This is a genomic window from Kitasatospora sp. NPDC041917 (genome assembly GCF_055589745.1).
In genome coordinates this window covers 427,728-449,325 of sequence record NZ_JBVJBI010000001.1, presented here as the reverse complement: position 1 = coordinate 449,325, position 21,598 = coordinate 427,728, and the positions used below count along the sequence as shown (strand labels likewise).

18 protein-coding genes and 1 pseudogene are annotated in these 21,598 nt (G+C 71.0%); 14 read left to right on the top strand and 5 right to left on the bottom strand.

The window, feature by feature from the left end; all coding sequences use genetic code 11:
* Positions 1-271 precede the first annotated feature (271 nt).
* Positions 272-580 (bottom strand): hypothetical protein, encoded by a 309-nt coding sequence (locus ACZ6EM_RS02065; RefSeq protein WP_465771382.1) that lies wholly within the window; start codon positions 578-580, stop codon positions 272-274.
* Between the two features lie 54 nt (positions 581-634).
* On the bottom strand, positions 635-1,366 hold the full coding sequence (locus ACZ6EM_RS02060) for a hypothetical protein (protein ID WP_465771381.1): 732 nt from the start codon (positions 1,364-1,366) through the stop codon (positions 635-637).
* A gap of 142 nt (positions 1,367-1,508) precedes the next feature.
* Here ACZ6EM_RS02060 and metH point away from each other — a divergent pair, with 142 nt between their 5' ends.
* The 3 genes from metH to ACZ6EM_RS02045 all read left to right on the top strand — a co-directional run bounded on the left by metH (position 1,509) and on the right by ACZ6EM_RS02045 (position 7,692).
* Positions 1,509-5,021 (top strand): methionine synthase, encoded by a 3,513-nt coding sequence (gene metH, locus ACZ6EM_RS02055; protein WP_401054171.1) that lies wholly within the window; start codon positions 1,509-1,511, stop codon positions 5,019-5,021.
* Positions 5,022-5,161: 140 nt separating this feature from the next.
* Entirely contained in the window at positions 5,162-5,866 is a 705-nt protein-coding gene (locus ACZ6EM_RS02050; protein ID WP_359901201.1) for an HAD family hydrolase, read from the top strand.
* Between the two features lie 299 nt (positions 5,867-6,165).
* Positions 6,166-7,692 (top strand): ABC transporter substrate-binding protein, encoded by a 1,527-nt coding sequence (locus ACZ6EM_RS02045; protein ID WP_359901198.1) that lies wholly within the window; start codon positions 6,166-6,168, stop codon positions 7,690-7,692.
* A gap of 97 nt (positions 7,693-7,789) precedes the next feature.
* Here ACZ6EM_RS02045 and ACZ6EM_RS02040 read toward each other — a convergent pair whose 3' ends face one another.
* Together ACZ6EM_RS02040 and ACZ6EM_RS02035 are read right to left on the bottom strand one after the other, a co-directional pair.
* Positions 7,790-8,461, bottom strand: coding sequence for a response regulator (locus ACZ6EM_RS02040; protein WP_188299078.1), 672 nt, complete (start codon positions 8,459-8,461; stop codon positions 7,790-7,792).
* The gene (locus tag ACZ6EM_RS02035; protein ID WP_380544695.1) at positions 8,462-9,361 is read right to left on the bottom strand and encodes a RecB family exonuclease; all 900 of its coding nucleotides are present in this window, start codon (positions 9,359-9,361) and stop codon (positions 8,462-8,464) included.
* Positions 9,362-9,527: 166 nt separating this feature from the next.
* Here ACZ6EM_RS02035 and ACZ6EM_RS02030 point away from each other — a divergent pair, with 166 nt between their 5' ends.
* The 3 genes from ACZ6EM_RS02030 (at position 9,528) to ACZ6EM_RS02020 (ending at position 12,513) form a co-directional block, all read left to right on the top strand.
* Positions 9,528-10,739: a site-2 protease family protein gene (locus ACZ6EM_RS02030; RefSeq protein WP_465771380.1), complete on the top strand. Its 1,212-nt coding sequence runs from the start codon at positions 9,528-9,530 to the stop codon at positions 10,737-10,739.
* Positions 10,740-10,799: 60 nt separating this feature from the next.
* Positions 10,800-11,759, top strand: a complete 960-nt coding sequence (locus ACZ6EM_RS02025) for a tRNA (adenine-N1)-methyltransferase (RefSeq protein ID WP_452177267.1) — start codon at positions 10,800-10,802, stop codon at positions 11,757-11,759.
* Positions 11,760-11,844: 85 nt separating this feature from the next.
* Entirely contained in the window at positions 11,845-12,513 is a 669-nt protein-coding gene (locus ACZ6EM_RS02020; RefSeq protein ID WP_465771379.1) for a hypothetical protein, read from the top strand.
* Between the two features lie 56 nt (positions 12,514-12,569).
* Here the strand turns inward: ACZ6EM_RS02020 and ACZ6EM_RS02015 are convergent, their stop codons facing one another.
* A complete protein-coding gene (locus ACZ6EM_RS02015; RefSeq protein WP_359901185.1) occupies positions 12,570-12,875 on the bottom strand; it encodes a ferredoxin in 306 nt (101 codons plus the stop codon).
* A gap of 286 nt (positions 12,876-13,161) precedes the next feature.
* Between ACZ6EM_RS02015 and arc the strand changes: the two genes are divergently transcribed.
* From arc to ACZ6EM_RS01975, 8 genes and pseudogenes are all read left to right on the top strand, one after another.
* Positions 13,162-14,928 carry a proteasome ATPase gene (arc, locus tag ACZ6EM_RS02010; protein WP_359901182.1) on the top strand — a complete coding sequence of 589 codons (1,767 nt, stop codon included), beginning with the start codon at positions 13,162-13,164 and terminating at the stop codon, positions 14,926-14,928.
* 228 nt (positions 14,929-15,156) lie between these two features.
* Positions 15,157-16,668, top strand: a complete 1,512-nt coding sequence (gene dop, locus ACZ6EM_RS02005) for a depupylase/deamidase Dop (protein WP_452177269.1) — start codon at positions 15,157-15,159, stop codon at positions 16,666-16,668.
* A gap of 174 nt (positions 16,669-16,842) precedes the next feature.
* Positions 16,843-17,061 (top strand): ubiquitin-like protein Pup, encoded by a 219-nt coding sequence (locus ACZ6EM_RS02000; protein ID WP_188299085.1) that lies wholly within the window; start codon positions 16,843-16,845, stop codon positions 17,059-17,061.
* 133 nt (positions 17,062-17,194) lie between these two features.
* A pseudogene (locus ACZ6EM_RS01995) lies at positions 17,195-17,272 on the top strand (endonuclease VII domain-containing protein); the annotation flags it as partial.
* Complete coding sequence (gene prcB / locus ACZ6EM_RS01990) at positions 17,269-18,066, top strand: proteasome subunit beta (RefSeq protein ID WP_380352913.1); 798 nt, start codon at positions 17,269-17,271, stop codon at positions 18,064-18,066. The pseudogene ACZ6EM_RS01995 and the gene prcB, both read left to right, overlap by 4 nt.
* A 31-nt stretch (positions 18,067-18,097) precedes the next feature.
* Complete coding sequence (gene prcA / locus ACZ6EM_RS01985) at positions 18,098-18,853, top strand: proteasome subunit alpha (protein WP_401047277.1); 756 nt, start codon at positions 18,098-18,100, stop codon at positions 18,851-18,853.
* A 121-nt stretch (positions 18,854-18,974) separates the two neighbouring features.
* Positions 18,975-20,336 (top strand): Pup--protein ligase, encoded by a 1,362-nt coding sequence (gene pafA, locus ACZ6EM_RS01980; protein WP_387693002.1) that lies wholly within the window; start codon positions 18,975-18,977, stop codon positions 20,334-20,336.
* 136 nt (positions 20,337-20,472) lie between these two features.
* A complete protein-coding gene (locus ACZ6EM_RS01975) occupies positions 20,473-21,462 on the top strand; it encodes an FKBP-type peptidyl-prolyl cis-trans isomerase (protein ID WP_452177270.1) in 990 nt (329 codons plus the stop codon).
* Positions 21,463-21,598: the final 136 nt, after the last annotated feature.

The window sequence follows — 21,598 nt, the reverse complement described above, 5'->3', positions numbered from 1 at the left end:
CTGCCGACTGTCGAACCTCTCGTCTCCCGTGGAACGTCTCGCCCCACGGTCCCTACCTGCCCAGCCTACGGGCTTTGATGCGCACCGCGGCCGGGCACCGGGACAGTCTGGGGGAGCGGGCCGCCGCGATCCACCGGATATCGGCGACCTCGGGGCTGACGGGCCGTCAGGTGTCCGGTGGGGGTGAAGGGTGTTCGAATCGCGACGGAACGTGACGGCCGTCCCGGCGCGGCCGGGACGCACGGCCCCGCCGGACGGCCGTCCGGGCGCGCTACCCGACGTCCACCCAGCCGCTGCGGTACGCCGCCCAGTGCTCGGGCAGCGAGGCGAAGTCCACGTACAGCGCGACGCCGAAGTTGGCCCGCTGCCGGTCCTCCCGGCCCAGGCCCAGCCGCACGCCCCGGACGGCGGCCCGGACGGTCTCGGCGTCGCCCCAGTGGCCCCACTTGTCGTCCCAGTAGAAGGGCAGGCCCATCAGCAGGTCCACGTCGGCCGGGGTGGCCCGCAGGGCGAGCTCGGTCTGCCGGGCGACGTAGCCGCCGTACAGCGGCTCGGTGGGCATCGAGGTGTCGTAGGTCATCACCGCGATCTGGTCGACCCGGCGGGCGGTCTCGGTGAAGTACGCCCCGTCCCACTACTTGCCGTGGTCGGTGAGCAGGATGCCGGCCGTGTGCAGGCCCGGGACCGGGTCGATCTGCGGGGCCGCCACCGACAGCTTGGCGCCGCGCGCCGCGGTGACCGGCCGGACCCGGTCGAGCAGGGCCAGCCAGCCCGGCGAACCGGGGCGGATCGGCTCCATGTCGAAGTGCACGCCGTCGAAGCCGAGGTCCAGCACCTGGCCGGCGGAGGCGGTGACCCGGTCCCGGGTGGGGCCGTCCTCCAGGTCCAGGGCGTCCTTCTCCGGCTTGACCTCGTCGCCCAGCCAGCCCTGCAGCCGCACGCCGGGCAGCGCCCGGTGCACGGTGTCGGTGAACCAGCGGCCCCGGGGGTGGACGGCGGGCGGCAGCGAGCCGTCGTGCTCCAGCGGGCCGGTGTGCACGTAGAGGTCCCTGATGCCGGTGCCGGCCAGCTGCCGGACCAGTGCGGCCACGTCGGCCTCGGTCTTGCGGCCGTCCACCCAGGCGTGGCCGAGCCAGAGCGCGTCCCGGCCCCGGGTGCGGGCGTCGGCGGCGGGTTCGCCGGTGTAGTGCAGCCGGAACATCACGAACGCCGAGCCCAGCGCGGCCGGGGGCAGGGCCGCCACCAGCGCCAGGACCAGCAGTGCCCGGCGCCACCGGGACCATGCCCGCCAGCGGTTGCGCAGCGCGCGGAACGGGGCCCCCAGGGCCCGACCGGCACGCTGCGCGGAGGTCCGGTATCGGGCCACGCGCTTGCTCCCCCCTTGCGGTCGAGCGCTCAGGATACGGAACGAACGGCGGGCCGACCCGTCGGCCGGATACCCTGGCCACGTGCGGGCCCGAGCAAGCGGGTCCGCAAAGCCGACAGCCGTCGCACCAGGGAGAAGCCCCATGGCCACAGCAGCCACCCCGTCCATCACTCAGCAGAGCCGCGCGAACGCGTTGCGCGAAGCGCTCGCCACCCGGGTGGTGGTCGCCGACGGTGCCATGGGCACCATGCTCCAGGCGCAGGATCCGACGCTGGAGGACTTCCAGAACCTCGAAGGCTGCAACGAGGTCCTCAACGTCACCCGCCCGGACATCGTCCGGTCCGTCCACGAGGCCTACTTCGGGGTGGGCGTGGACTGCGTGGAGACCAACACCTTCGGCGCCAACTTCAGCGCGCTCGGCGAGTACGAGATCCCGGAGCGGATCTTCGAGCTGTCCGAGTCCGGCGCCCGGATCGCCCGCGAGGCGGCCGACGCCCATACCGCCGCCGACGGCCGCACCCGCTGGGTGCTCGGCTCGATCGGCCCCGGCACCAAGCTGCCGACCCTCGGCCACGCCCCGTACGAGACGCTGCGCGACGGCTTCCAGCGGAACGCGGCCGGCCTGATCGCCGGCGGCGCCGACGCGCTGCTGGTCGAGACCAGCCAGGACCTGCTGCAGACCAAGGCCGCGATCCTGGGCTCCAAGCGGGCCCTGGCCGAGGCCGGGCTGGACCTGCCCGTGCTGGTGCAGGTGACGGTGGAGACCACCGGCACCATGCTGCTCGGCTCGGAGATCGGCGCCGCGCTCACCGCGCTGGAGCCGCTGGGCGTGGACTACATCGGCCTCAACTGCGCGACCGGCCCGGCCGAGATGAGCGAGCACCTGCGCTACCTGGCCAAGAACGCCCGGATCGGTCTGTCCTGCATGCCGAACGCGGGCCTGCCGGTGCTCGGCAAGGACGGCGCCCACTACCCGCTCTCCCCGGCCGAACTGGCCGACGCCCACGACGTGTTCACCCGCGAGTACGGCCTCTCGCTGGTCGGCGGCTGCTGCGGCACCACCCCCGAGCACCTGCGCCAGGTGGTCGAGCGGGTCCAGGGCCGTCCGATCGCCCCGCGCGACCCCCGGCCCGAGCCCTCGGCGGCCTCGCTCTACCAGGCGGTTCCGTTCCGGCAGGACACCTCGTACCTGGCGATCGGCGAGCGCACCAACGCCAACGGCTCGAAGAAGTTCCGCGAGTCGATGCTGGCCGGCGACTGGCAGGCCTGCGTGGAGATCGCCCGGGACCAGATCCGGGACGGCTCCCACCTGCTGGACCTCTGCGTGGACTACGTCGGCCGCGACGGCGTCGCCGACATGAAGGAGATCGCGGGCCGGCTGGCCACCGCCTCCACCCTGCCGATCGTGCTGGACTCCACCGAGCCGGAGGTGCTGCGGGCCGGCCTGGAGGCGCTCGGCGGGCGCGCCGTGCTGAACTCGGTGAACTACGAGGACGGCGACGGCCCGGACACCCGCTTCGGCCGGATCGCCTCACTGGCCCGCGAGCACGGCGCCGGCCTGATCGCGCTGACCATCGACGAGGACGGCCAGGCCCGCACCGCCGCCAAGAAGGTCGAGATCGCCGAGCGGCTGATCGCCCAGCTGACCGGCGAGTACGGCGTCGACGAGGGCTCGATCCTGGTCGACTGCCTGGCGTTCACCCTGGGCACCGGGCAGGAGGAGTCGCGCCGGGACGGCATCGAGACCATCGAGGCGATCCGCGAGCTCAAGCGCCGCCACCCGGACGTGCAGACCACCCTCGGCCTGTCCAACATCTCCTTCGGCCTCAGCCCGGCCGCCCGCATGGTGATCAACTCGGTCTTCCTGAACGAGTGCGTCGAGGCGGGCCTGGACTCGGCGATCGTGCACGCCTCCAAGATCCTGCCGATGGCGCGGATCCCCGAGGACCAGCGCGAGGTCGCGCTCGACCTGGTGTACGACCGCCGCAGCGAGGGCTACGACCCGCTCCAGAAGCTGCTGCAGCTGTTCGAGGGTGTCTCCTCGTCCTCGGTCAGGGCCTCCAAGGCGGAGGAGCTGGCCGCGCTGCCGCTGGAGGAGCGGCTCCAGCGGCGGATCATCGACGGCGAGCGGAACGGCCTGGAGGCCGACCTCGACGAGGCGCTGACGGAGCGCCCGGCGCTGGAGATCGTCAACAGCACCCTGCTGGCGGGCATGAAGGTGGTCGGCGAGCTGTTCGGCTCCGGCCAGATGCAGCTGCCGTTCGTGCTCCAGTCGGCCGAGGTGATGAAGACCGCGGTGGCCCACCTGGAGCCGCACATGGAGAAGTCCGACGACGAGGGCAAGGGCACCATCGTGCTGGCCACCGTCAAGGGCGACGTCCACGACATCGGCAAGAACCTGGTCGACATCATCCTGTCCAACAACGGCTACAACGTGGTCAACCTGGGCATCAAGCAGCCGGTCTCGGCGATCCTGGACGCCGCGCAGGAGCACCGGGCGGACGTCATCGGGATGTCCGGCCTGCTGGTCAAGTCCACCGTGATCATGAAGGAGAACCTGGAGGAGCTGAACCAGCGCAAGCTGGCGGCCGACTTCCCGGTGATCCTCGGCGGCGCCGCCCTGACCCGCGCCTACGTCGAGCAGGACCTGCACGAGATCTACGAGGGCGAGGTCCGCTACGCCCGGGACGCCTTCGAGGGCCTGCGGCTGATGGACGCGCTGATCGCGGTCAAGCGCGGCGTGCCCGGCGCCACCCTGCCGGAGCTCAAGCAGCGCCGGCACGCCCGGGTCGAGGTGGAGGAGCCGGAGCCCGAGATCAACCTCGGCCAGATCCGCTCCGACGTCACGGTCGACAACACCGTGCCCGTCCCGCCGTTCTGGGGCGACCGGATCGTCAAGGGCATCCCGTTCGCGGACTACGCCTCCTGGCTGGACGAGGACGCGCTGTTCAAGGGGCAGTGGGGGCTGAAGGCCGCCCGCGCCGGCGACGGCCCCTCGTACGAGGAGCTGGTGGAGACCGAGGGCCGGCCGCGGCTGCGGGCCTGGCTGGACCGGCTGCAGACCGAGGGCTGGCTGGAGGCCGCCGTGGTCTACGGCTACTACCCGGCCAACTCCAAGGGCGACGACCTGATCGTCTTCCACGAGGACGGCACCGAGCGCACCCGCTTCACCTTCCCGCGCCAGCGGCGCGGGCGCCGGCTCTGCCTGGCCGACTTCTTCCGCCCGGAGGAGTCCGGGGTGCGGGACGTCGTGGGCCTCCAGGTGGTCACCATGGGCAACCGGATCTCGGAGGCGGCCAACGAGCTGTTCGCCGGCAACTCCTATCGGGACTACCTGGAGCTGCACGGCCTCTCGGTGCAGCTGGCCGAGGCGCTGGCCGAGTTCTGGCACGCGCGGGTCCGCTACGAGCTGGGCTTCTCCGGCGAGGACCCGCAGGACGTCAAGGACATGTTCGCGCTCAAGTACCGCGGCGCCCGCTTCTCGCTCGGCTACGGGGCCTGCCCCGAGCTGGAGGACCGGGCCAAGATCGCCGACCTGCTGAGGCCGGAGCGGATCGGCGTGGTGCTCTCGGAGGAGTTCCAGCTCCACCCGGAGCAGTCCACCGACGCGATCGTGATCCACCACCCGGAGGCGAAGTACTTCAACGCCCGGTAACGCCCGGTTTCCACCGCGTTCGCTCTTTCCGGACGAAGCGGGCGTATCGTTGATGATCCTGAACGGGCCGGTCCGCTCACCTGCGGGCCGGCCCGTGCCTTCCCCGGGGCCGCCCCGGGCCTGCCGGAAGGACCCCTGCCATGACGACCAGTCCCACCGCCACGCGCATCCTCGACCACGGGGACGACCGCGGGCTCCAGGCGGTGCTGCTGGACATGGACGGGACGCTGGTGGACACCGAGGACTTCTGGTGGCAGGCCGAGGCCTCGCTCTTCGCCGAGCTGGGCCACGAGCTGGACGAGGCGGACCGCGCCCACGTGGTCGGCGGCCCGATGGCCAGGGTGATGGAGTACCTGGTCGCCCGGACCGGGGCGGACATCGCGCCGGACGACCTCGGCGTGCTGGTGAACCAGCGCTTCGTCGATCTGCTGGCCGGCGGGGTGCCGCTCATGCCGGGCGCCGAGCGGCTGCTCAACACCCTTGCCGCGCACGGCATTCCGGCCGCCATGGTGTCCGCCTCGCACCGGCACGTGATCGACATCGTGCTGCGCTCGCTGGGGGCCCACCACTTCGCCTTCACCATCGGCGGGGACGAGGTGCCGCGCACCAAGCCGTTCCCGGACCCGTACCTGGAGGCGGCCCGGCGGCTGGGCGCGGAGCCGTCCCGCTGCGTGGTGATCGAGGACACCCCGACGGGGGTGCGGGCGGGCGAGGAGGCCGGCTGCCCGGTGATCGCGGTGCCCTCGGTGGCGGCGATCGAGCCGGCCCCGGGGCGGCTGGTGCTGTCGTCGCTGGAGCAGGTCGACCTCGACCTGTTGCGTTCCCTGGTCGCTTCGCGGGTGTGATTGTCGTCTCATTGCGACCCCGCCCTACTCGCCGGTAAGCGGCCCGTCGGGCCCCCGGAGCGAAGTCGCCGGGGGAGAAAACGGTCATTGGCTGACAACTCGTCGGGCGTGCCGTGATGCCCTGAACCGCCGTGTCCCAAACGTCATCTGCTCGGGTATCGGTCGTGCGTGTTCGATATGGCACGCTACTCCAGTTCGTGCCACCCAAAAGGACGCGCCTCGTGAAGACTTCAGCTGAACGCCTGGCAGTACTCGGTTGCGCCGGTCTGGTCGCCGTGTCGGTAACGGGTTGCGGATCGGTGACCGACGTGGTCAAGGGGGACGGCGGCAAGTCGATCACCATGGGCACCAGTCAGCTGACCGGTGTCCTGGACCCGGCCGCCGCCTACGACTCCGGCTCGTGGCTGCTGCTGCGCAACACCTTCCAGTCGCTGCTCACTTTCCAGGCCGCGGCCAGCTCGCCCTCCCCGGACGCCGCGCAGGCCTGCGAGTTCACCGGTAGCGACGCCACCGAGTACCACTGCACCCTGAAGCCGGGCCTGAAGTTCTCCAACGGGCACCCGATGACGGCCCAGGACGTGGTCTTCTCGATCGAGCGCACCAAGAAGATCAACGACGCGAACGGCCCGGTCGAACTGCTCGACTCGATCAAGTCCGTCGAGGCCAAGGGCGACAACGAGGTGCTCTTCCACCTCTCCGCGCCCGACGCCACCCTGCCGGCCAAGCTGGCGAGCCCGGCCGGCGCCATCGTGGACCACCAGGTCTACCCCGCCGACAAGCTCGTCCCCAACGACAAGCTGATCGGCTCCGGCCCGTACCGCATCGACTCGGTCGAGAACCTGAACGGCGGCAAGCAGCTGGGCAAGGTCGTGATGTCGGCCAACGACAAGTACGGCGGCGAGGCCAAGCTGCGGAACAACAAGTTCACCGTGCGGTACTTCGACAAGTCCGAGGACCTGAAGGCCGCGCTGGACAAGAGCGAGGTCGACCTCACCGACAACAGCCTGGAGCCGAACACCGCCGCCCAGGTCCGCTCCGACCAGCAGGGCGGCAAGACCGACCTCCAGGTGACCGAGGGCGACAGCAACGACACCCGTTCGCTGGTCCTCAACACCAAGGACCCGCTGATGAGCAACGTCGCCGTCCGCCAGGCCGTCGCCCAGATGATGGACCGCAAGGCGCTGGCCCGCGACGTCTTCGCCCGCACCGTCCAGGCGCTCTACTCCATGGTCCCGGCCGGCCTGCCCGGCCACACCACGGCCTTCTTCGACCGCTACGGCGACCAGGACGTGAACAAGGCGAAGAAGATCCTCGCCGACGCCAAGGTCCAGACCCCGGTCAAGTTCACCCTCACCTGGTCCCGTTCGCGGGCCGGCAGCAACGAGGCCGAGACGCTGAAGAAGCAGCTGGAGACCGGCGGCCTCTTCCAGGTGACGCTCGCCCAGGAGCCGGACTGGGACTCGTACCGCAAGGGCTGGACCGAGGGCAGGTACCAGGCGTACGTCATCGGCTGGTTCGCCGACTACCCGGACCCGGACAACTACCTCGCCCCGCTGCTGGTCAACGGCGGTGCCTACCACCACGGTTGGGACGACCCGCGGATCAGCGGAAGGCTGGTGCCGGAGGGTCTCAAGCAGACCGACCGCAGCGCCGCGGCCGCCACCTACGCGCAGATCCAGCAGATCGAGGCCGACAACGTGCCGCTGATCCCGCTGTACCAGAACAAGTCCTTCTTCGCGGCCCGCTCGTACGTCACCGGCGTCGAGTCCACCGTCGACACCACCGGCTACTTCCGCTTCTGGGAGATCAGCCGGACCAACAAGTAGCGCCCGCAGGACGGCGGCCCGCCCGCTTCCCCGTCGGTACGGGGGAGCGGACGGGCCGCCGTGACGTTTCAGCAGCCGTGGGCGGCCGCCGCCGCCCCTACAGGGCGCCCGGGCGCACCAGCCCGCTCTCGTAGGCGTACACGGCCGCCTGGACCCGGTCGCGCAGCTGCAGCTTGGTCAGCACATGGCCCACGTGCGTCTTCACGGTGGTCTCGCTGACGAACAGCTCGGCCGCGATCTCCGCGTTCGACAGCCCGCGCGCCACCAGCTTCAGCACCTCCAGCTCGCGCTCGGTCAGCGCGCTCAGCGCCTGCGGCGGCGCCTCGTCGCCCGAGGGCAGCTTGGTGGCGTACATGTCCAGCAGCCGGCGGGTGATGCTCGGCGCCAGCATCGCCGCGCCGTCCGCGACCACCCGGATCGCCTGCACCAGCTCCTCGGCCGGGACGTCCTTCAGCAGGAAGCCGCTGGCGCCCGCGCGCAGCGCCTCCACCACGTACTCGTCCAGGTCGAAGGTGGTCAGCACCAGCACCTTGGCCGGGCCGTCCCGCCCCGGGCCGGCGATCCGGCGGGTCGCCTCGACGCCGTCCATCCTGGGCATCCGGATGTCCATCAGCACCACGTCGGGCTGCAGCGCCCGCACCTGGTCCAGCGCCTGCTGGCCGTCGCCGGCCTCGCCGACCACCACGAGATCGGACTCGGCCTCCAGGATCATCCGGAAACCGGTGCGCAGCAGCGGCTGGTCGTCGACCAGCAGCACTCGGATCGTCACCTAGGACTCCTTGCTCATCGGATCCCCCGTGGGATCGCTTTCATCCGACGTACGCGCCAGCGGCAGCGGGTACGGCGGCGGGGTGCCGCCGAACTCCGGGCAGCTGGCCTGGTGGTCGCACCAGTCGCAGAGGCGGTTGCGGGTGGCCGGGAAGTCCCCGGTGGCCACCGCGTGGCCGATCCGTTCCCACAGCGCCTGGAGCTTGCGCTCCACCGCGAGCAGGTCGGCCTCGTCCGGGTCGTAGCTGACCACGTCCCCGCCGCCGCCGAGGTAGACCAGCTGGAGGCGCTTGGGGATCACGCCCTTCCAGCGCCACACCACCAGGGCGTAGAACTTCATCTGGAACATCGCCTTGCCCTCGAAGTCCCGCGAGGGCGCCCGGCCGGTCTTGTAGTCCACCAGCCGGACCTCACCGGTCGGGGCGACGTCCACCCGGTCGATGTAGCCGCGCAGCAGCAGCCCCGAACCCAGGGCCGTCTCCACGTAGAGCTCCCGCTCCACCGGGTGCAGCCGGGTCGGGTCCTCCAGCCGGAACCACTGGCCGACCAGCTTCTCGGCGTCCGCCAGCCAGCGGGTGAGCGCCGCGCCGTCCGGGTCCTCGGGGAACAGCGTGCCCAGCTCCGGGCGCTCGCCCAGCAGCCGCTCCCACTGCGGGCGCAGCAGGCCCAGCGCCCGCTCCGGCGTCCGCTCGGCCGCCGGGCTGTCGAACAACCTCTCCAGCACCGCGTGCACCAGCGTGCCCCGGGTCGCCGCCGAGCTCGGCGGCTCCGGCAGCCGGTCGATCACCCGCAGCCGGTACAGCAGGGGACAGGTGAGGAAGTCCCCCGCTCGGGACGGGGAGAGCCCGGTCGGGGGTGCCGCCGGACGCACGGCGGCACTGCTGGTGTCGGTGTGCTGCATGGCTACGACCCTATTGCCCTTTCCTGTCATCCCGCTGCCACGGTGCTGCCACGGACGCGCGGGAGTGGGTATGAAGCCGGGGGGAGGGCCGCGCGGCGCCGGAGGGCGGCGATCACGTAGCGTGGGCGTACCGGGCACGACGGGGGAGACGACCGAAGGGATCACGGTGAGCGACAGCAGGGGGCGGCAGCCCTCCGACCGGCCACCGCGGGCGGGCGACGGGCGCCCGGCCGGGGCGCCGCCCGAGCGCCGCGGCGGCATCCTGATGGGCCGGCCCTTCGGCGTGCCCGTCTACGTCACCCCGTCCTGGTTCGTCATCGCCGCACTGATCACCTGGGTGTTCGGCGGACAGCTGGGCGACGTCCTGCCCGATCTCGGAGGCGCCCGCTACCTGGTCGCGTTCTTCTTCGCGGTCGCCTTCTACGCCTCCGTCCTGGTGCACGAGCTCGCCCACACCCTGGTCGCGCTGCGCTACAAGCTCGGGGTGCGGCGGATCCAGCTGCAGTTCTTCGGCGGGGTCTCCGAGATCGAGAACGAGGCGGAGAGCCCCTGGCGGGAGTTCTGGCTGGCCTTCGTCGGCCCGCTGCTTTCGCTGCTGCTCGGCGGCCTCTTCTACCTCGGCGTGCGGGCGGTGGAGCTCTCCACCGTGCCCGGGGTGCTGCTCACCGGCCTGATGATCTCCAACCTGGTGGTCGCCGCCTTCAACCTGCTGCCCGGCCTGCCGCTGGACGGCGGCCGGATGCTGCGCGCGGTCGTCTGGGCGATCAGCGGCAAGCCGATGACCGGCACGGTGGCCGCCGCCTGGGTCGGCCGCGGGCTGGCCGTCGCGGTGCTGATCGGCCTGCCGCTGCTGAGCGCCGCCCGCGGGGTCGAGCGCACCACCACCGACACCCTGGTGGACGCCCTGCTGGCCGCGGTGCTCGCCGCGATCATCTGGAACGGTGCCACCGGCAGCCTGCGCAACGCCCGGCTCAAGGAGGTGCTGCCCGGCCTGCGGCTGCGCGAGCTGGCCCGGCGGGCCGTCGAGGTCACCGCCGACACCCCGCTGGGCGAGGCGCTGCGCCGCGCCCGCGAGGCCCGGGCCGGCGCGGTGATCGTGGTGGACGGCCGGGGCGAGCCGATCGCCCTCGTGCGCGAGGCCGCCGTCCGGTCGGTGCCCGAGCACCGCCGCCCCTGGGTGGCCGTCGGACCGCTCGCCCGCGACCTCGAACCCGGGATGCGGCTCAGCGCCGACCTCGGCGGCGAGGACCTGCTGCGGGCCGTCCAGGCCACCCCGGCGGGGGAGTACCTGGTGGTCGAGGCGGACGGCCGGGTGTACGGCGTCGCCTCGCTCAGCGACATCGAGCAGCGGCTGACCGCCGCCGTCTCCGGCCGCTGACCGACGGCCGCTGATCATGGTGGTAGGGCGGGAGGCTCCGCTTCCCTTAGGATTGTCGGCATGTCCGAACCGACCGGTGCCGCCCGCAGACGCGGGCCCTTCCAGGTCGGGGACCAGGTCCAGCTGACCGATCCCAAGGGTCGCCACTACACGTTCACGCTCCAGGCCGGGAACCAGTTCCACACCCACAAGGGTGCGTTCCCGCATGACGAGCTGATCGGCGCTCCCGAGGGCACGGTCGTGCGCACCACGGGGAACGTCCCGTACCTCGCGCTGCGCCCCCTGCTCCCCGACTACGTCCTGTCCATGCCGCGCGGCGCCGCCGTGATCTACCCCAAGGACGCCGGCCAGATCCTGGCCATGGCCGACATCTTCGCGGGTGCCCGCGTGATCGAGGCCGGCGTCGGGTCCGGCGCGCTCAGCATGTACCTGCTGCGCGCCGTCGGCGAGCACGGCATGCTGGCCTCCTACGAGCGCCGGCAGGACTTCGCCGACATCGCCCAGGGGAACGTCGAGCGCTACTTCGGCGGCCCGCACCCGGCGTGGAAGCTCACCGTCGGCGACCTCCAGGACAACCTGGTCGAGACCGACGTCGACCGCGTCATCCTCGACATGCTGGCCCCCTGGGAGTGCCTGGACGTCGCCTCCGAGGCGCTCGTCCCCGGCGGCCTCATCTGCTGCTACGTGGCCACCACCACGCAGATGTCCAGGACCGTCGAGGCGCTGCGCGACCACGGCACCTTCACCGAGCCGCAGGCCTGGGAGACCATGGTCCGCACCTGGCACCTGGAGGGCCTGGCGGTCCGCCCGGACCACCGGATGATCGGCCACACCGGCTTCCTGCTCACCGCCCGCCGCCTGGCGGACGGTGTGGAGCCGCCGCTGCGCCGCCGCCGTCCGGCCAAGGGCGCGTACGGCGAGGACTACGACAACGGGGCGCCCGAGCCCACCCTCCAGGAGCGCGCCGCCGCCCGCAAGGCCGCCCGCGACACGGAGACGGATCAGCCCGACCTGGGCTGAGCCCCGAAACCCACCGCGAAAGGGGTGGTACGAGCACACCGCTCGTACCACCCCTTTCGCATCCTGCCGATCACGGTGTGGGACGATGCTCGCGCACGCAGACCAGCTCCTGGAGCTCTGGAGGGGACGCCTGGTGGAGACCGCGGTCGGGACGACGACGGCGACGGCGACGGCTGGACAGCGGACACCGCGGAGCCGCTCCGGGCCCGGGCACGCGCGCACCGCCCCCTGGCACTGGGCCGTCGCCCTGGCCGGCTGCGGCGCGGTGGTGGGGGCCGCGCTGGCGGCCTCCCCGGCGACCGGCACCCCGGTGCCCGTGCACCCCGTGCCCACGTCCCTCGCGGTGAGCGCGGGCCCCGACCCGGCCCAGGTCCAACTCCCGCTGGACTGCGGCCCGTTCCCGGTCAAGACGGCGCTCAGCGTGTCCGCGCGGCTCGGCGACGGGCGCCCCGCCACGGTGGTCACCGCGCACTGCGCCACCGAGACCGGCACCCCGCCGGACGCCGTCCTGCTGCTCGGCTTCGGCCCGGGCGGGCGCCCGGAGGTGGTGGCCACGCTGCTGCCCGAGCGCGAGAACCTCACCGTGAGCCGGATCACGGTGCGTTCGGACGGCGCCATCACCGGCCACGCGCAGGGGTATTCGAGCGAGGACGTGCCGCGGTTCCGGCCCGACATCTCGGTCGACCTCACCTGGACGCACAGGGGCGGCGGCTGGGATCGCTCCCAGACCGCCGCCCCGGTCTCCGCCGTGTGACGGACCGACCACCGCGCGGATCGACCACCGCGCGGACCCGCTGATCCGCGGGCCGGCTACTCCGCGTCCGGCCCGTACACCTCGACCCGGTCGGCGACCCGGCGCACGTGGATGCAGTCGCCGGGGCACTCCTTCGCCGAGTCCACCACGTCCTGAAGGATCGTCAGCGACACCGGGGCGGTCTCCCCGGGCTGCTGGCGCAGCTCGTCGTCCGGCCCCTTCACATAGGCCAGCCCGTCGATGTCGAGCTCGAAGACCTCGGGCGCGTACTGCACGCAGATGCCGTCGCCGGTGCACAGATCCTGGTCGATCCACACCTCCAGCTCTTCGGCCGCTGCCGCCGTCTGCTCGGTCACCGACATGGTCCCCTGCCGTTTCTGTCCCGGGTCGCCCCTATTCCTGGAGCAATCCCGCCATTCGTACAACGATCGGACCTCGACTTGTGGTCGCGATCGGATATCACTTCGCTCGACGATACATCTGGCCCGCTTTGGGTGGTGCGCGGTGGGTATCCCCCTTAGCAGAGGGGAAGCACGCTGGGGCGAAGATCGGACACGCCCGTTCCATCTTTCTTGATCTAGGGGTTTACGGACCCCTGGTCCCAGGTAGGGTCTGGAAGCGTCCAGCTCCCCGGAGGAGGTGAGGACCGTGGCAGCCCACGATGACGACTACAACCGCAGCACCGGCAGGCCCGCTCGTGGTTCCGACGAGGCCGCTCAGGTCTCGTACCTTGAGCAGGAAATCGCCGTGTTGCGCCGCAAGCTCGCCGACTCGCCGCGCAATTCGAGGATCCTCGAAGAGCGGATCGTCGAGCTCCAGACCAACCTGGCGGGCGTGACCGCCCAGAACGAACGGCTCGCCTCCACCCTGCGAGAGGCCCGCGACCAGATCGTGGCCCTCAAGGAGGAAGTGGACCGGCTGGCACAGCCCCCGGCCGGCTTCGGCACCTTCCTCGACGCGAACGAGGACGGCACCGCGGACATCTTCACCGGCGGGCGCAAGCTCCGCGTGAACGTCAGCCCGAGCGTCGCCCTCGACGAGGTGCGGCGCGGCCAGGAAGTGATGCTCAACGAGGCCCTCAACATCGTGGACGCGATGGCCTTCGAGAACATCGGCGAGATCGTCACCCTCAAGGAGCTCCTGGAGGACGGCGAGCGCGCCCTGGTGCTGGGGCACACCGACGAGGAGCGGGTGGTGCGCCTCGCCGAACCGCTGCGTGGGCTGACCATCCGGTCCGGGGACGCCCTGCTGCTGGAGCCCCGCTCCGGCTACGTCTTCGAGGTCGTCCCGAAGTCCGAGGTCGAGGAGCTGGTCCTCGAAGAGGTCCCGGACATCGACTACCGCCAGATCGGCGGTCTGAGCAACCAGATCGAGCTGATCCGCGACGCGGTCGAGCTGCCCTACCTGCACGCCGACCTCTTCAAGGAGTACGAGCTGCGCCCGCCCAAGGGTGTGCTGCTCTACGGCCCGCCCGGCTGCGGCAAGACGCTGATCGCCAAGGCGGTCGCCAACTCGCTGGCCAAGAAGGTCGCCGAGGTCACCGGCCGCCCCCAGGGGAAGAGCTACTTCCTCAACATCAAGGGCCCCGAGCTGCTCAACAAGTACGTGGGCGAGACCGAGCGGCAGATCCGCCTGGTCTTCCAGCGGGCCCGGGAGAAGGCGGGCGAGGGCACGCCCGTCATCGTCTTCTTCGACGAGATGGAGTCGCTGTTCCGCACCCGCGGCTCCGGCGTCAGCTCGGACGTGGAGAACACCATCGTCCCGCAGCTGCTCGCCGAGATCGACGGCGTGGAGGGCCTGGAGAACGTCATCGTCATCGGCGCCTCCAACCGCGAGGACATGATCGACCCGGCGATCCTGCGGCCCGGCCGCCTGGACGTCAAGATCAAGATCGAGCGCCCGGACGCCGAGGCCGCGAAGGACATCTTCTCCAAGTACCTCAAGGACTCGCTGCCGTTCCACCCGGACGACCTCAAGGAGCACGACAGCTCCGTCGGGGCCACGGTGGCCGCGATGATCCAGTCGGTGGTGGAGCGGATGTACTCCGAGACCGAGGAGAACCGCTTCCTGGAGGTCACCTACGCCAACGGTGACAAGGAGGTCCTGTACTTCAAGGACTTCAACTCCGGCGCGATGATCCAGAACATCGTCGACCGCGCGAAGAAGATGGCCATCAAGGACTTCCTCGACCACGGTCAGCGCGGTCTGCGCGTCTCCCACCTGCTCGCCGCCTGCGTGGACGAGTTCAAGGAGAACGAGGACCTCCCGAACACCACCAACCCGGACGACTGGGCCCGCATCTCCGGCAAGAAGGGCGAGCGGATCGTCTTCATCCGCACGCTGGTCACCGGCAAGCAGGGCGCCGAGTCCGGCCGCTCGATCGACACTGTCGCCAACACGGGGCAGTACCTGTAAGCACGCGGTTGTCCGGGCCGGCAGCGGTCCCCGGAGCTGTACGCACACCGTCCGGCTGTGGCGCCTCGCGGCCCCGCAGCCGGACGGCGCGTCTCCGGGCCCGCCGCTCGGCGCCGGGTTCTAGGCTCGACCCACCGTCCGCGGGCAGAGGCCCGGCGTCGGTGTTGTTCGGCGGTACGTCAGCGTGCTCCGCCCGTCGGGGGCGGCGCACCGGGCAAGGAGGGCCGCATGACCGTACGGCGCGTGATGGGCATCGAGACCGAGTACGGGATCTCCGTGCCCGGGCACCCCAACGCCAACGCCATGCTCACCTCGTCCCAGATCGTCAACGCGTACGCGGCGGCGATGCACCGGGCACGGCGGGCCCGCTGGGACTTCGAGGAGGAGAACCCGCTGCGCGACGCACGGGGGTTCGACCTGGCCCGCGAGGTCGCGGACGCCAGCCAGCTGACCGACGAGGACATCGGCCTCGCCAACGTCATCCTCACCAACGGGGCCCGGTTCTACGTGGACCACGCGCACCCCGAGTACAGCTCGCCCGAGGTGACCAACCCGCGTGACGCCGTGCTCTGGGACAAGGCCGGCGAGCGGATCATGGCGGCCGCGGCACAACGCGCGCTGGAACTGCCCAACGGGCAGACCATCCACCTCTACAAGAACAACACCGACAACAAGGGCGCCTCCTACGGCACCCACGAGAACTACCTGATGAAGCGGGCGACACCGTTCGCCGACATCGTCCGCCACCTCACCCCGTTCTTCGTCTCCCGCCAGGTGGTCACCGGCGCCGGCCGGGTCGGCATCGGCCAGGACGGCTCCGCGCACGGTTTCCAGATCAGCCAGCGGGCGGACTACTTCGAGGTCGAGGTGGGCCTGGAGACGACGCTCAAGCGCCCGATCATCAACACCCGGGACGAGCCGCACGCCGACGCCGAGAAGTACCGCCGACTGCACGTGATCATCGGGGACGCCAACCTCTCCGAGATCTCCACCTACCTCAAGCTGGGCACCACCTCGCTGGTCCTGTCGATGATCGAGGACTCCTTCATCGCCGCCGACCTCGCGGTGGACCAGCCGGTGCGCACCCTGCACCGGGTCTCCCACGACCCGACGCTCAAGCACCTGATCACCCTGCGCAACGGGCGCCGGCTCACCGCCGTCCAGCTCCAGCTGGAGTACTTCGAGCTGGCCCGCAAGTACGTGGAGGACCGCTTCGGCGCCGACGCGGACGAGCAGACGGTGGACGTGCTGGCGCGCTGGGAGGACGTCCTGGGCCGGCTGGAGCGCGACCCGATGTCGCTGTCCCGGCAGCTGGACTGGATCGCCAAGCGGGAGATCCTGGAGGGCTACCGCAGCCGGGACACCCTGGAGTGGGACAACCCGCGGCTGCACCTGGTCGACCTCCAGTACAGCGACGTGCGGCCCGAGAAGGGCCTCTACAACCGTCTGGTGGCCCGCGGGCGGTTCGAGCGGCTGGTCACCGAGGACGAGGTCGAGCGGGCCGTCTCCAAGCCGCCGGAGGACACCAGGGCGTACTTCCGCGGTCGCTGTCTGGAGCAGTACGCGGACCACGTCGCGGCGGCCTCCTGGGACTCGGTGATCTTCGACCTGCCCGGCCGGGACTCGTTGCAGCGCGTCCCCACCCTGGAGCCGCTGCGCGGCACCCGCAACCACGTCAAGGAGCTGCTGGACCGCTGCCGCACGGCCGAGGACCTGCTCCGGGTGCTGGCCGGCGGGTAACTTTTCGATCACCATGGGTGAACGTCCGCCGAATGGGAATCATCCGGGGTGGCAGCGGGTGTTGGACAGGAAGCGCCACCGGCAAACCGGGAGCGGCAGTCGCACCTTGTGTATAGGGTCGGTGCAGCAAGCAACGACCGAACCGTGCCAGACGAATCGAGCGGGGTGAGGGAAATGGCGAGCAAGGACACCGGCGGCGGCCAGCAGCGGGCAAACCGTTCCTCCGAGGAGGTCGAGGAGCAGGCCGCGGAAAGCCAGAATTCCGACGACCTCAAGGAGCGCCAGGAAAAGCTGAGCGACGACGTCGACGCGGTGCTGGACGAAATCGACGAGGTCCTCGAGTCGAATGCCGAGGATTTCGTGCGCGGATTCGTCCAGAAGGGCGGGCAATAGCCCGCACCCGGGCATTCCGAATTCACGGTCGCGACCGTCCGGGGCGGCCGGGCGGCGAGCACCGCCCGGCCGTCCGGCACCGGCCCCTCCACCCGTGGACAGTGATCGTCGGGCGGGTAGGGTGCGGGCAGCGCGCGCTTCAAGCTACCTGGAAGGAATCGTGTGGAAGCCAACACTCGTGGCACCGGGCGTCTACCGGCTGCCTTCCTGACCCCGGGGTCGTCCTCGTTCATCGACTTCCTCGCCGAGCACAAGCCGGAGCTGGTCCCCGGTCGCCGCGGGCTCCCCGAGGGCGCCGTGGTCGAGGCCCCGCACGGGACCACGATCGTGGCCGCGACCTTCGACGGCGGCGTGGTCATCGCGGGTGACCGCCGGGCCACGATGGGCAACGTGATCGCCCAGCGCGACATGGAGAAGGTGTTCCCGGCCGACGAGTTCAGCGCGGTCGGCGTGGCCGGCACCGCGGGCCTCGCGATCGAGATGGTCCGGCTGTTCCAACTGGAGCTGGAGCACTACGAGAAGATCGAGGGCACCACGCTCTCCCTGGAGGGCAAGGCCAACCGGCTCACCACCATGATCCGGGGCAACCTGGGCATGGCGATGCAGGGCCTCGCGGTGGTGCCGCTGTTCGCCGGCTACGACCTGGACCTCGGCCGCGGCCGGATCTTCAACTACGACGTCACCGGCGGGCGGTCCGAGGAGCGCGGCTTCACCGCCACCGGCTCGGGCTCGGTCTTCGCGCGCGGCTCGATGAAGAAGCTCTACAGCGAGGGGCTGACGGCCGACCAGGCCGTCACCATGGTCGTCCAGGCGCTGTACGACGCGGCCGACGACGACTCCGCCACCGGCGGCCCGGACCTCGCCCGCAAGATCTTCCCGATCGTCTCGCTGATCACCGAGGACGGCTTCCGCCGACTCACCGAGGCGGAGGTCACGGAGGTCGCCGTCGCCATCACCGACGAGCGCCTGGCCCGGCCCAACGGCCCGCAGGCCCCGCTGATCTAGCCACCACCTCACAGGAAAGGGACGACCGCCGGTGTCGACACCGTTCTACGTCTCACCCCAGCAGGCCATGGCGGACCGCGCGGAGTACGCCCGCAAGGGCATCGCGCGCGGCCGCAGCGTGGTCGTGCTCACCTACGCCGACGGCATCGTCTTCGTCGCGGAGAACACCTCCAGGGCGCTCCACAAGGTCTCCGAGATCTACGACAAGATCGCCTTCGCGGCGGTCGGCCGCTACAACGAGTTCGAGAACCTGCGCATCGGCGGCGTCCGCTACGCCGATCTGCGCGGCTACTCCTACGACCGGGCCGACGTCACGGCCCGGGGCCTGGCCAACGTGTACGCCCAGACCCTGGGCACCATCTTCTCCTCGGTCGGCGAGAAGCCGTACGAGGTCGAGCTGATCGTGGCCGAGGTCGGCCGCACCTCCGACAACGACCAGATCTACCGGCTCACGCCGGACGGCTCGGTCGTGGACGAGAAGAACTACGTGGTGGTCGGCGGCAACGCCGACTCGATCGGCAACTACCTGGGCCAGCGCCACCGGGCCGGCCTGAGCCTCACCGAGGCGGTGAAGGTCGCGGTGGACTCGCTCGCCCGCGACCCCAACGGCGGCAGCCCGCGCAGCCTCACGCCGGAACAGCTGGAGGTCGCGGTCCTCGACCGCCAGCGGTTCCAGCAGCGCAAGTTCAAGCGGATCCTGGGCAACCAGCTGGGCCGGCTGCTCGACGGGGACCAGTCCGCCGAGGCGGACGACGACGACAACCCGGCGGGCGGCACGCCGGTGTAGCAGTACCTGTGGAGTTCCGTACGGCGGCCCCGCCGCCGTCGTGCGGGACTCCGGTGCCCCTGCGGCGGCCCAGCCGTCGTGGAGGCGGTTTCGGACAGCTCCGACAGAGAATGGAGTGCTCATGGACCGCCGGATTTTCGGGCTGGAGAACGAGTACGGCGTGACCTGCACGTTCCGCGGGCAGCGGCGGCTGTCACCGGACGAGGTCGCGCGGTACCTGTTCCGCCGGGTCGTCTCCTGGGGCCGAAGCAGCAACGTCTTCCTGCGCAACGGCGCCCGCCTCTACCTCGACGTCGGCTCCCACCCCGAGTACGCCACCCCCGAGTGCGACGACGTCGTCGAGCTGGTGACGCACGACAAGGCCGGCGAGCGGATCCTCGAAGGCCTCCTGGTGGACGCCGAGCGGCGGCTGCACGAGGAGGGCATCGCGGGGGACGTCTACCTCTTCAAGAACAACACCGACTCGGCCGGGAACTCCTACGGCTGCCACGAGAACTACTGTGTGGCCCGGCACGGCGAGTTCTCCCGGCTCGCCGACGTGCTGATCCCGTTCCTGGTCACCCGGCAGCTGATCTGCGGCGCGGGCAAGGTGCTCCAGACCCCGCGCGGCGCGGTGTACTGCGTCAGCCAGCGGGCCGAGCACATCTGGGAGGGCGTCAGCTCCGCCACCACCCGCTCGCGCCCGATCATCAACACCCGGGACGAGCCGCACGCGGACGCCGAGCGCTACCGCCGGCTGCACGTGATCGTCGGCGACTCCAACATGTCCGAGACCACGACGCTGCTCAAGGTCGGCTCCACCGACCTGGTGCTGCGGCTGATCGAGGCCGGCGTGGTGATGCGCGACCTCACCCTGGAGAACCCGATCCGGGCGATCCGCGAGGTCAGCCACGACCTCACCGGCACCCACCAGGTGCGGCTCGCCAACGGCCGGGAGGCCAGCGCGCTGGACATCCAGGAGGAGTACTACACGAAGGCCCTGGAGTTCGCGGACCGCAAGGGCATCAACACCGGCACCGTCGGCCGGGTGCTCGACCTGTGGGGCCGTACCCTGGAGGCCGTCCGCACCGAGCGGCTGGACGGGGTGGCCCAGGAGATCGACTGGATCATGAAGTACAAGCTCATCGAGCGCTACCGCGAGAAGCACGGGATGAGCATGTCCAACCCGCGGGTGGCCCAGATCGACCTCGCGTACCACGACATCCACCGCCGCCGCGGCCTGTTCTACCTGCTCCAGGGCAAGGGCCAGGCGCAGCGGGTGACCACCGACCTCAAGACCTTCGAGGCCAAGTCGATCCCGCCGCAGACCACCCGGGCGCGGCTGCGCGGGGACTTCATCCGCCGGGCGCAGGAGCAGCGCCGGGACTTCACGGTGGACTGGGTGCACCTGAAGCTGAACGACCAGGCGCAGCGCACGGTGCTGTGCAAGGACCCGTTCCGCTCGGTGGACGAGCGGGTGGAGAAGCTGATCGCGGGGATGTAGCGGAGGCGGTGTGATCGAGGCTTTGTGATCAAGGCGGTGGCCGGCCCCGGTGGTGTCTACCGGGGCCGGACGCGTGCCGGGCATACGCTGTCCGTCGAGTCAGGAGAGCCGACTTCGACCGACAGTTAGGACCACCGTGCGCCGCACCGCCGGTTTGCTTCTCACCCTGCCGTTGCTGCTCGCGGTCGCCTGTAGCAGTTCCCCCAAGGCGGCCGGCCCGGCGACGCCGTCCACGGCGAGCGCCGCCCCGACGGTGCCCGCGCCGGTCGGCGAGGCGTCGCCGATGCCCACTCTTTCGGGTGGCGGATTCGGCAGCAAGGCCACCATCACCATTCCCGAGGGCCAGCAGCCCAGCGGCCAGTTCGTGGTGAACACGGTCATCGAGGGTGAGCGGGCGACCGTCAACAAGGGCGACTGGGTGACGGTCAACTACACCGCCAAGGACTGGACCACCGGCAAGGACCTGCCGAGCTCGTACGACGCCAACGGCAAGCCGCAGCTCTACCAGGCCGGCAGCGGGCAGCTGGTGCCGGCGCTGGACCAGAGCGTGATCGGCAAGAAGGTGGGCTCCCGGCTGCTGGTGGTGGCCCCGCCGGAGGCGGCCTTCGGCGAGCAGGGCTCCAGCCAGCTGGGCGTCAGCAAGGGCGACACCGTGGTGTTCGTGCTGGACATCATGGAGAGCCTGCCGCCGGACTCCACGCTCACCGGGACGATGACCGAGCCGCCCGCCACGCTGCCGCAGGTCAAGGACAACGGCAAGGCGCCGGTGACGATCACGATCCCGGAAGGGCAGGCCGCGCCCGCCGACCTCCAGCAGGCGGTGCTGATCAAGGGCGAGGGCAAGCAGGTCAAGAGCGGGCAGACCCTGGTGGTGCAGTACACCGGGGTGCTGTGGGCCAACGGCCAGCAGTTCGACTCCTCCTGGACGCACGGCGGCGCGCAGGCGGTGCAGATCGGCACCGGCAGCGTGATCGAGGGCTGGGACAAGGGCCTGGTCGGGCAGAACGTCGGCAGCCGGGTCCTGCTGGTGGTCCCGCCGGCGCTCGGCTACCAGGACAAGGCGCAGGGCTCGGTGCCGGCGAACTCGACGCTGGTCTTCGTGATCGACATTCTCGAAGCGGTCTAGGAACTCACCCCGGGGATTCCGTACGCTTGGGCGGACGCTCGTACAGCGAAGCGTCCGCCCTCATCCTGAGCTGTCATACTGCCCACGCACTGTGGCAGGCGCCGCCCGGTGCCGAGGTCCGGGCGGGCGGTGCGGC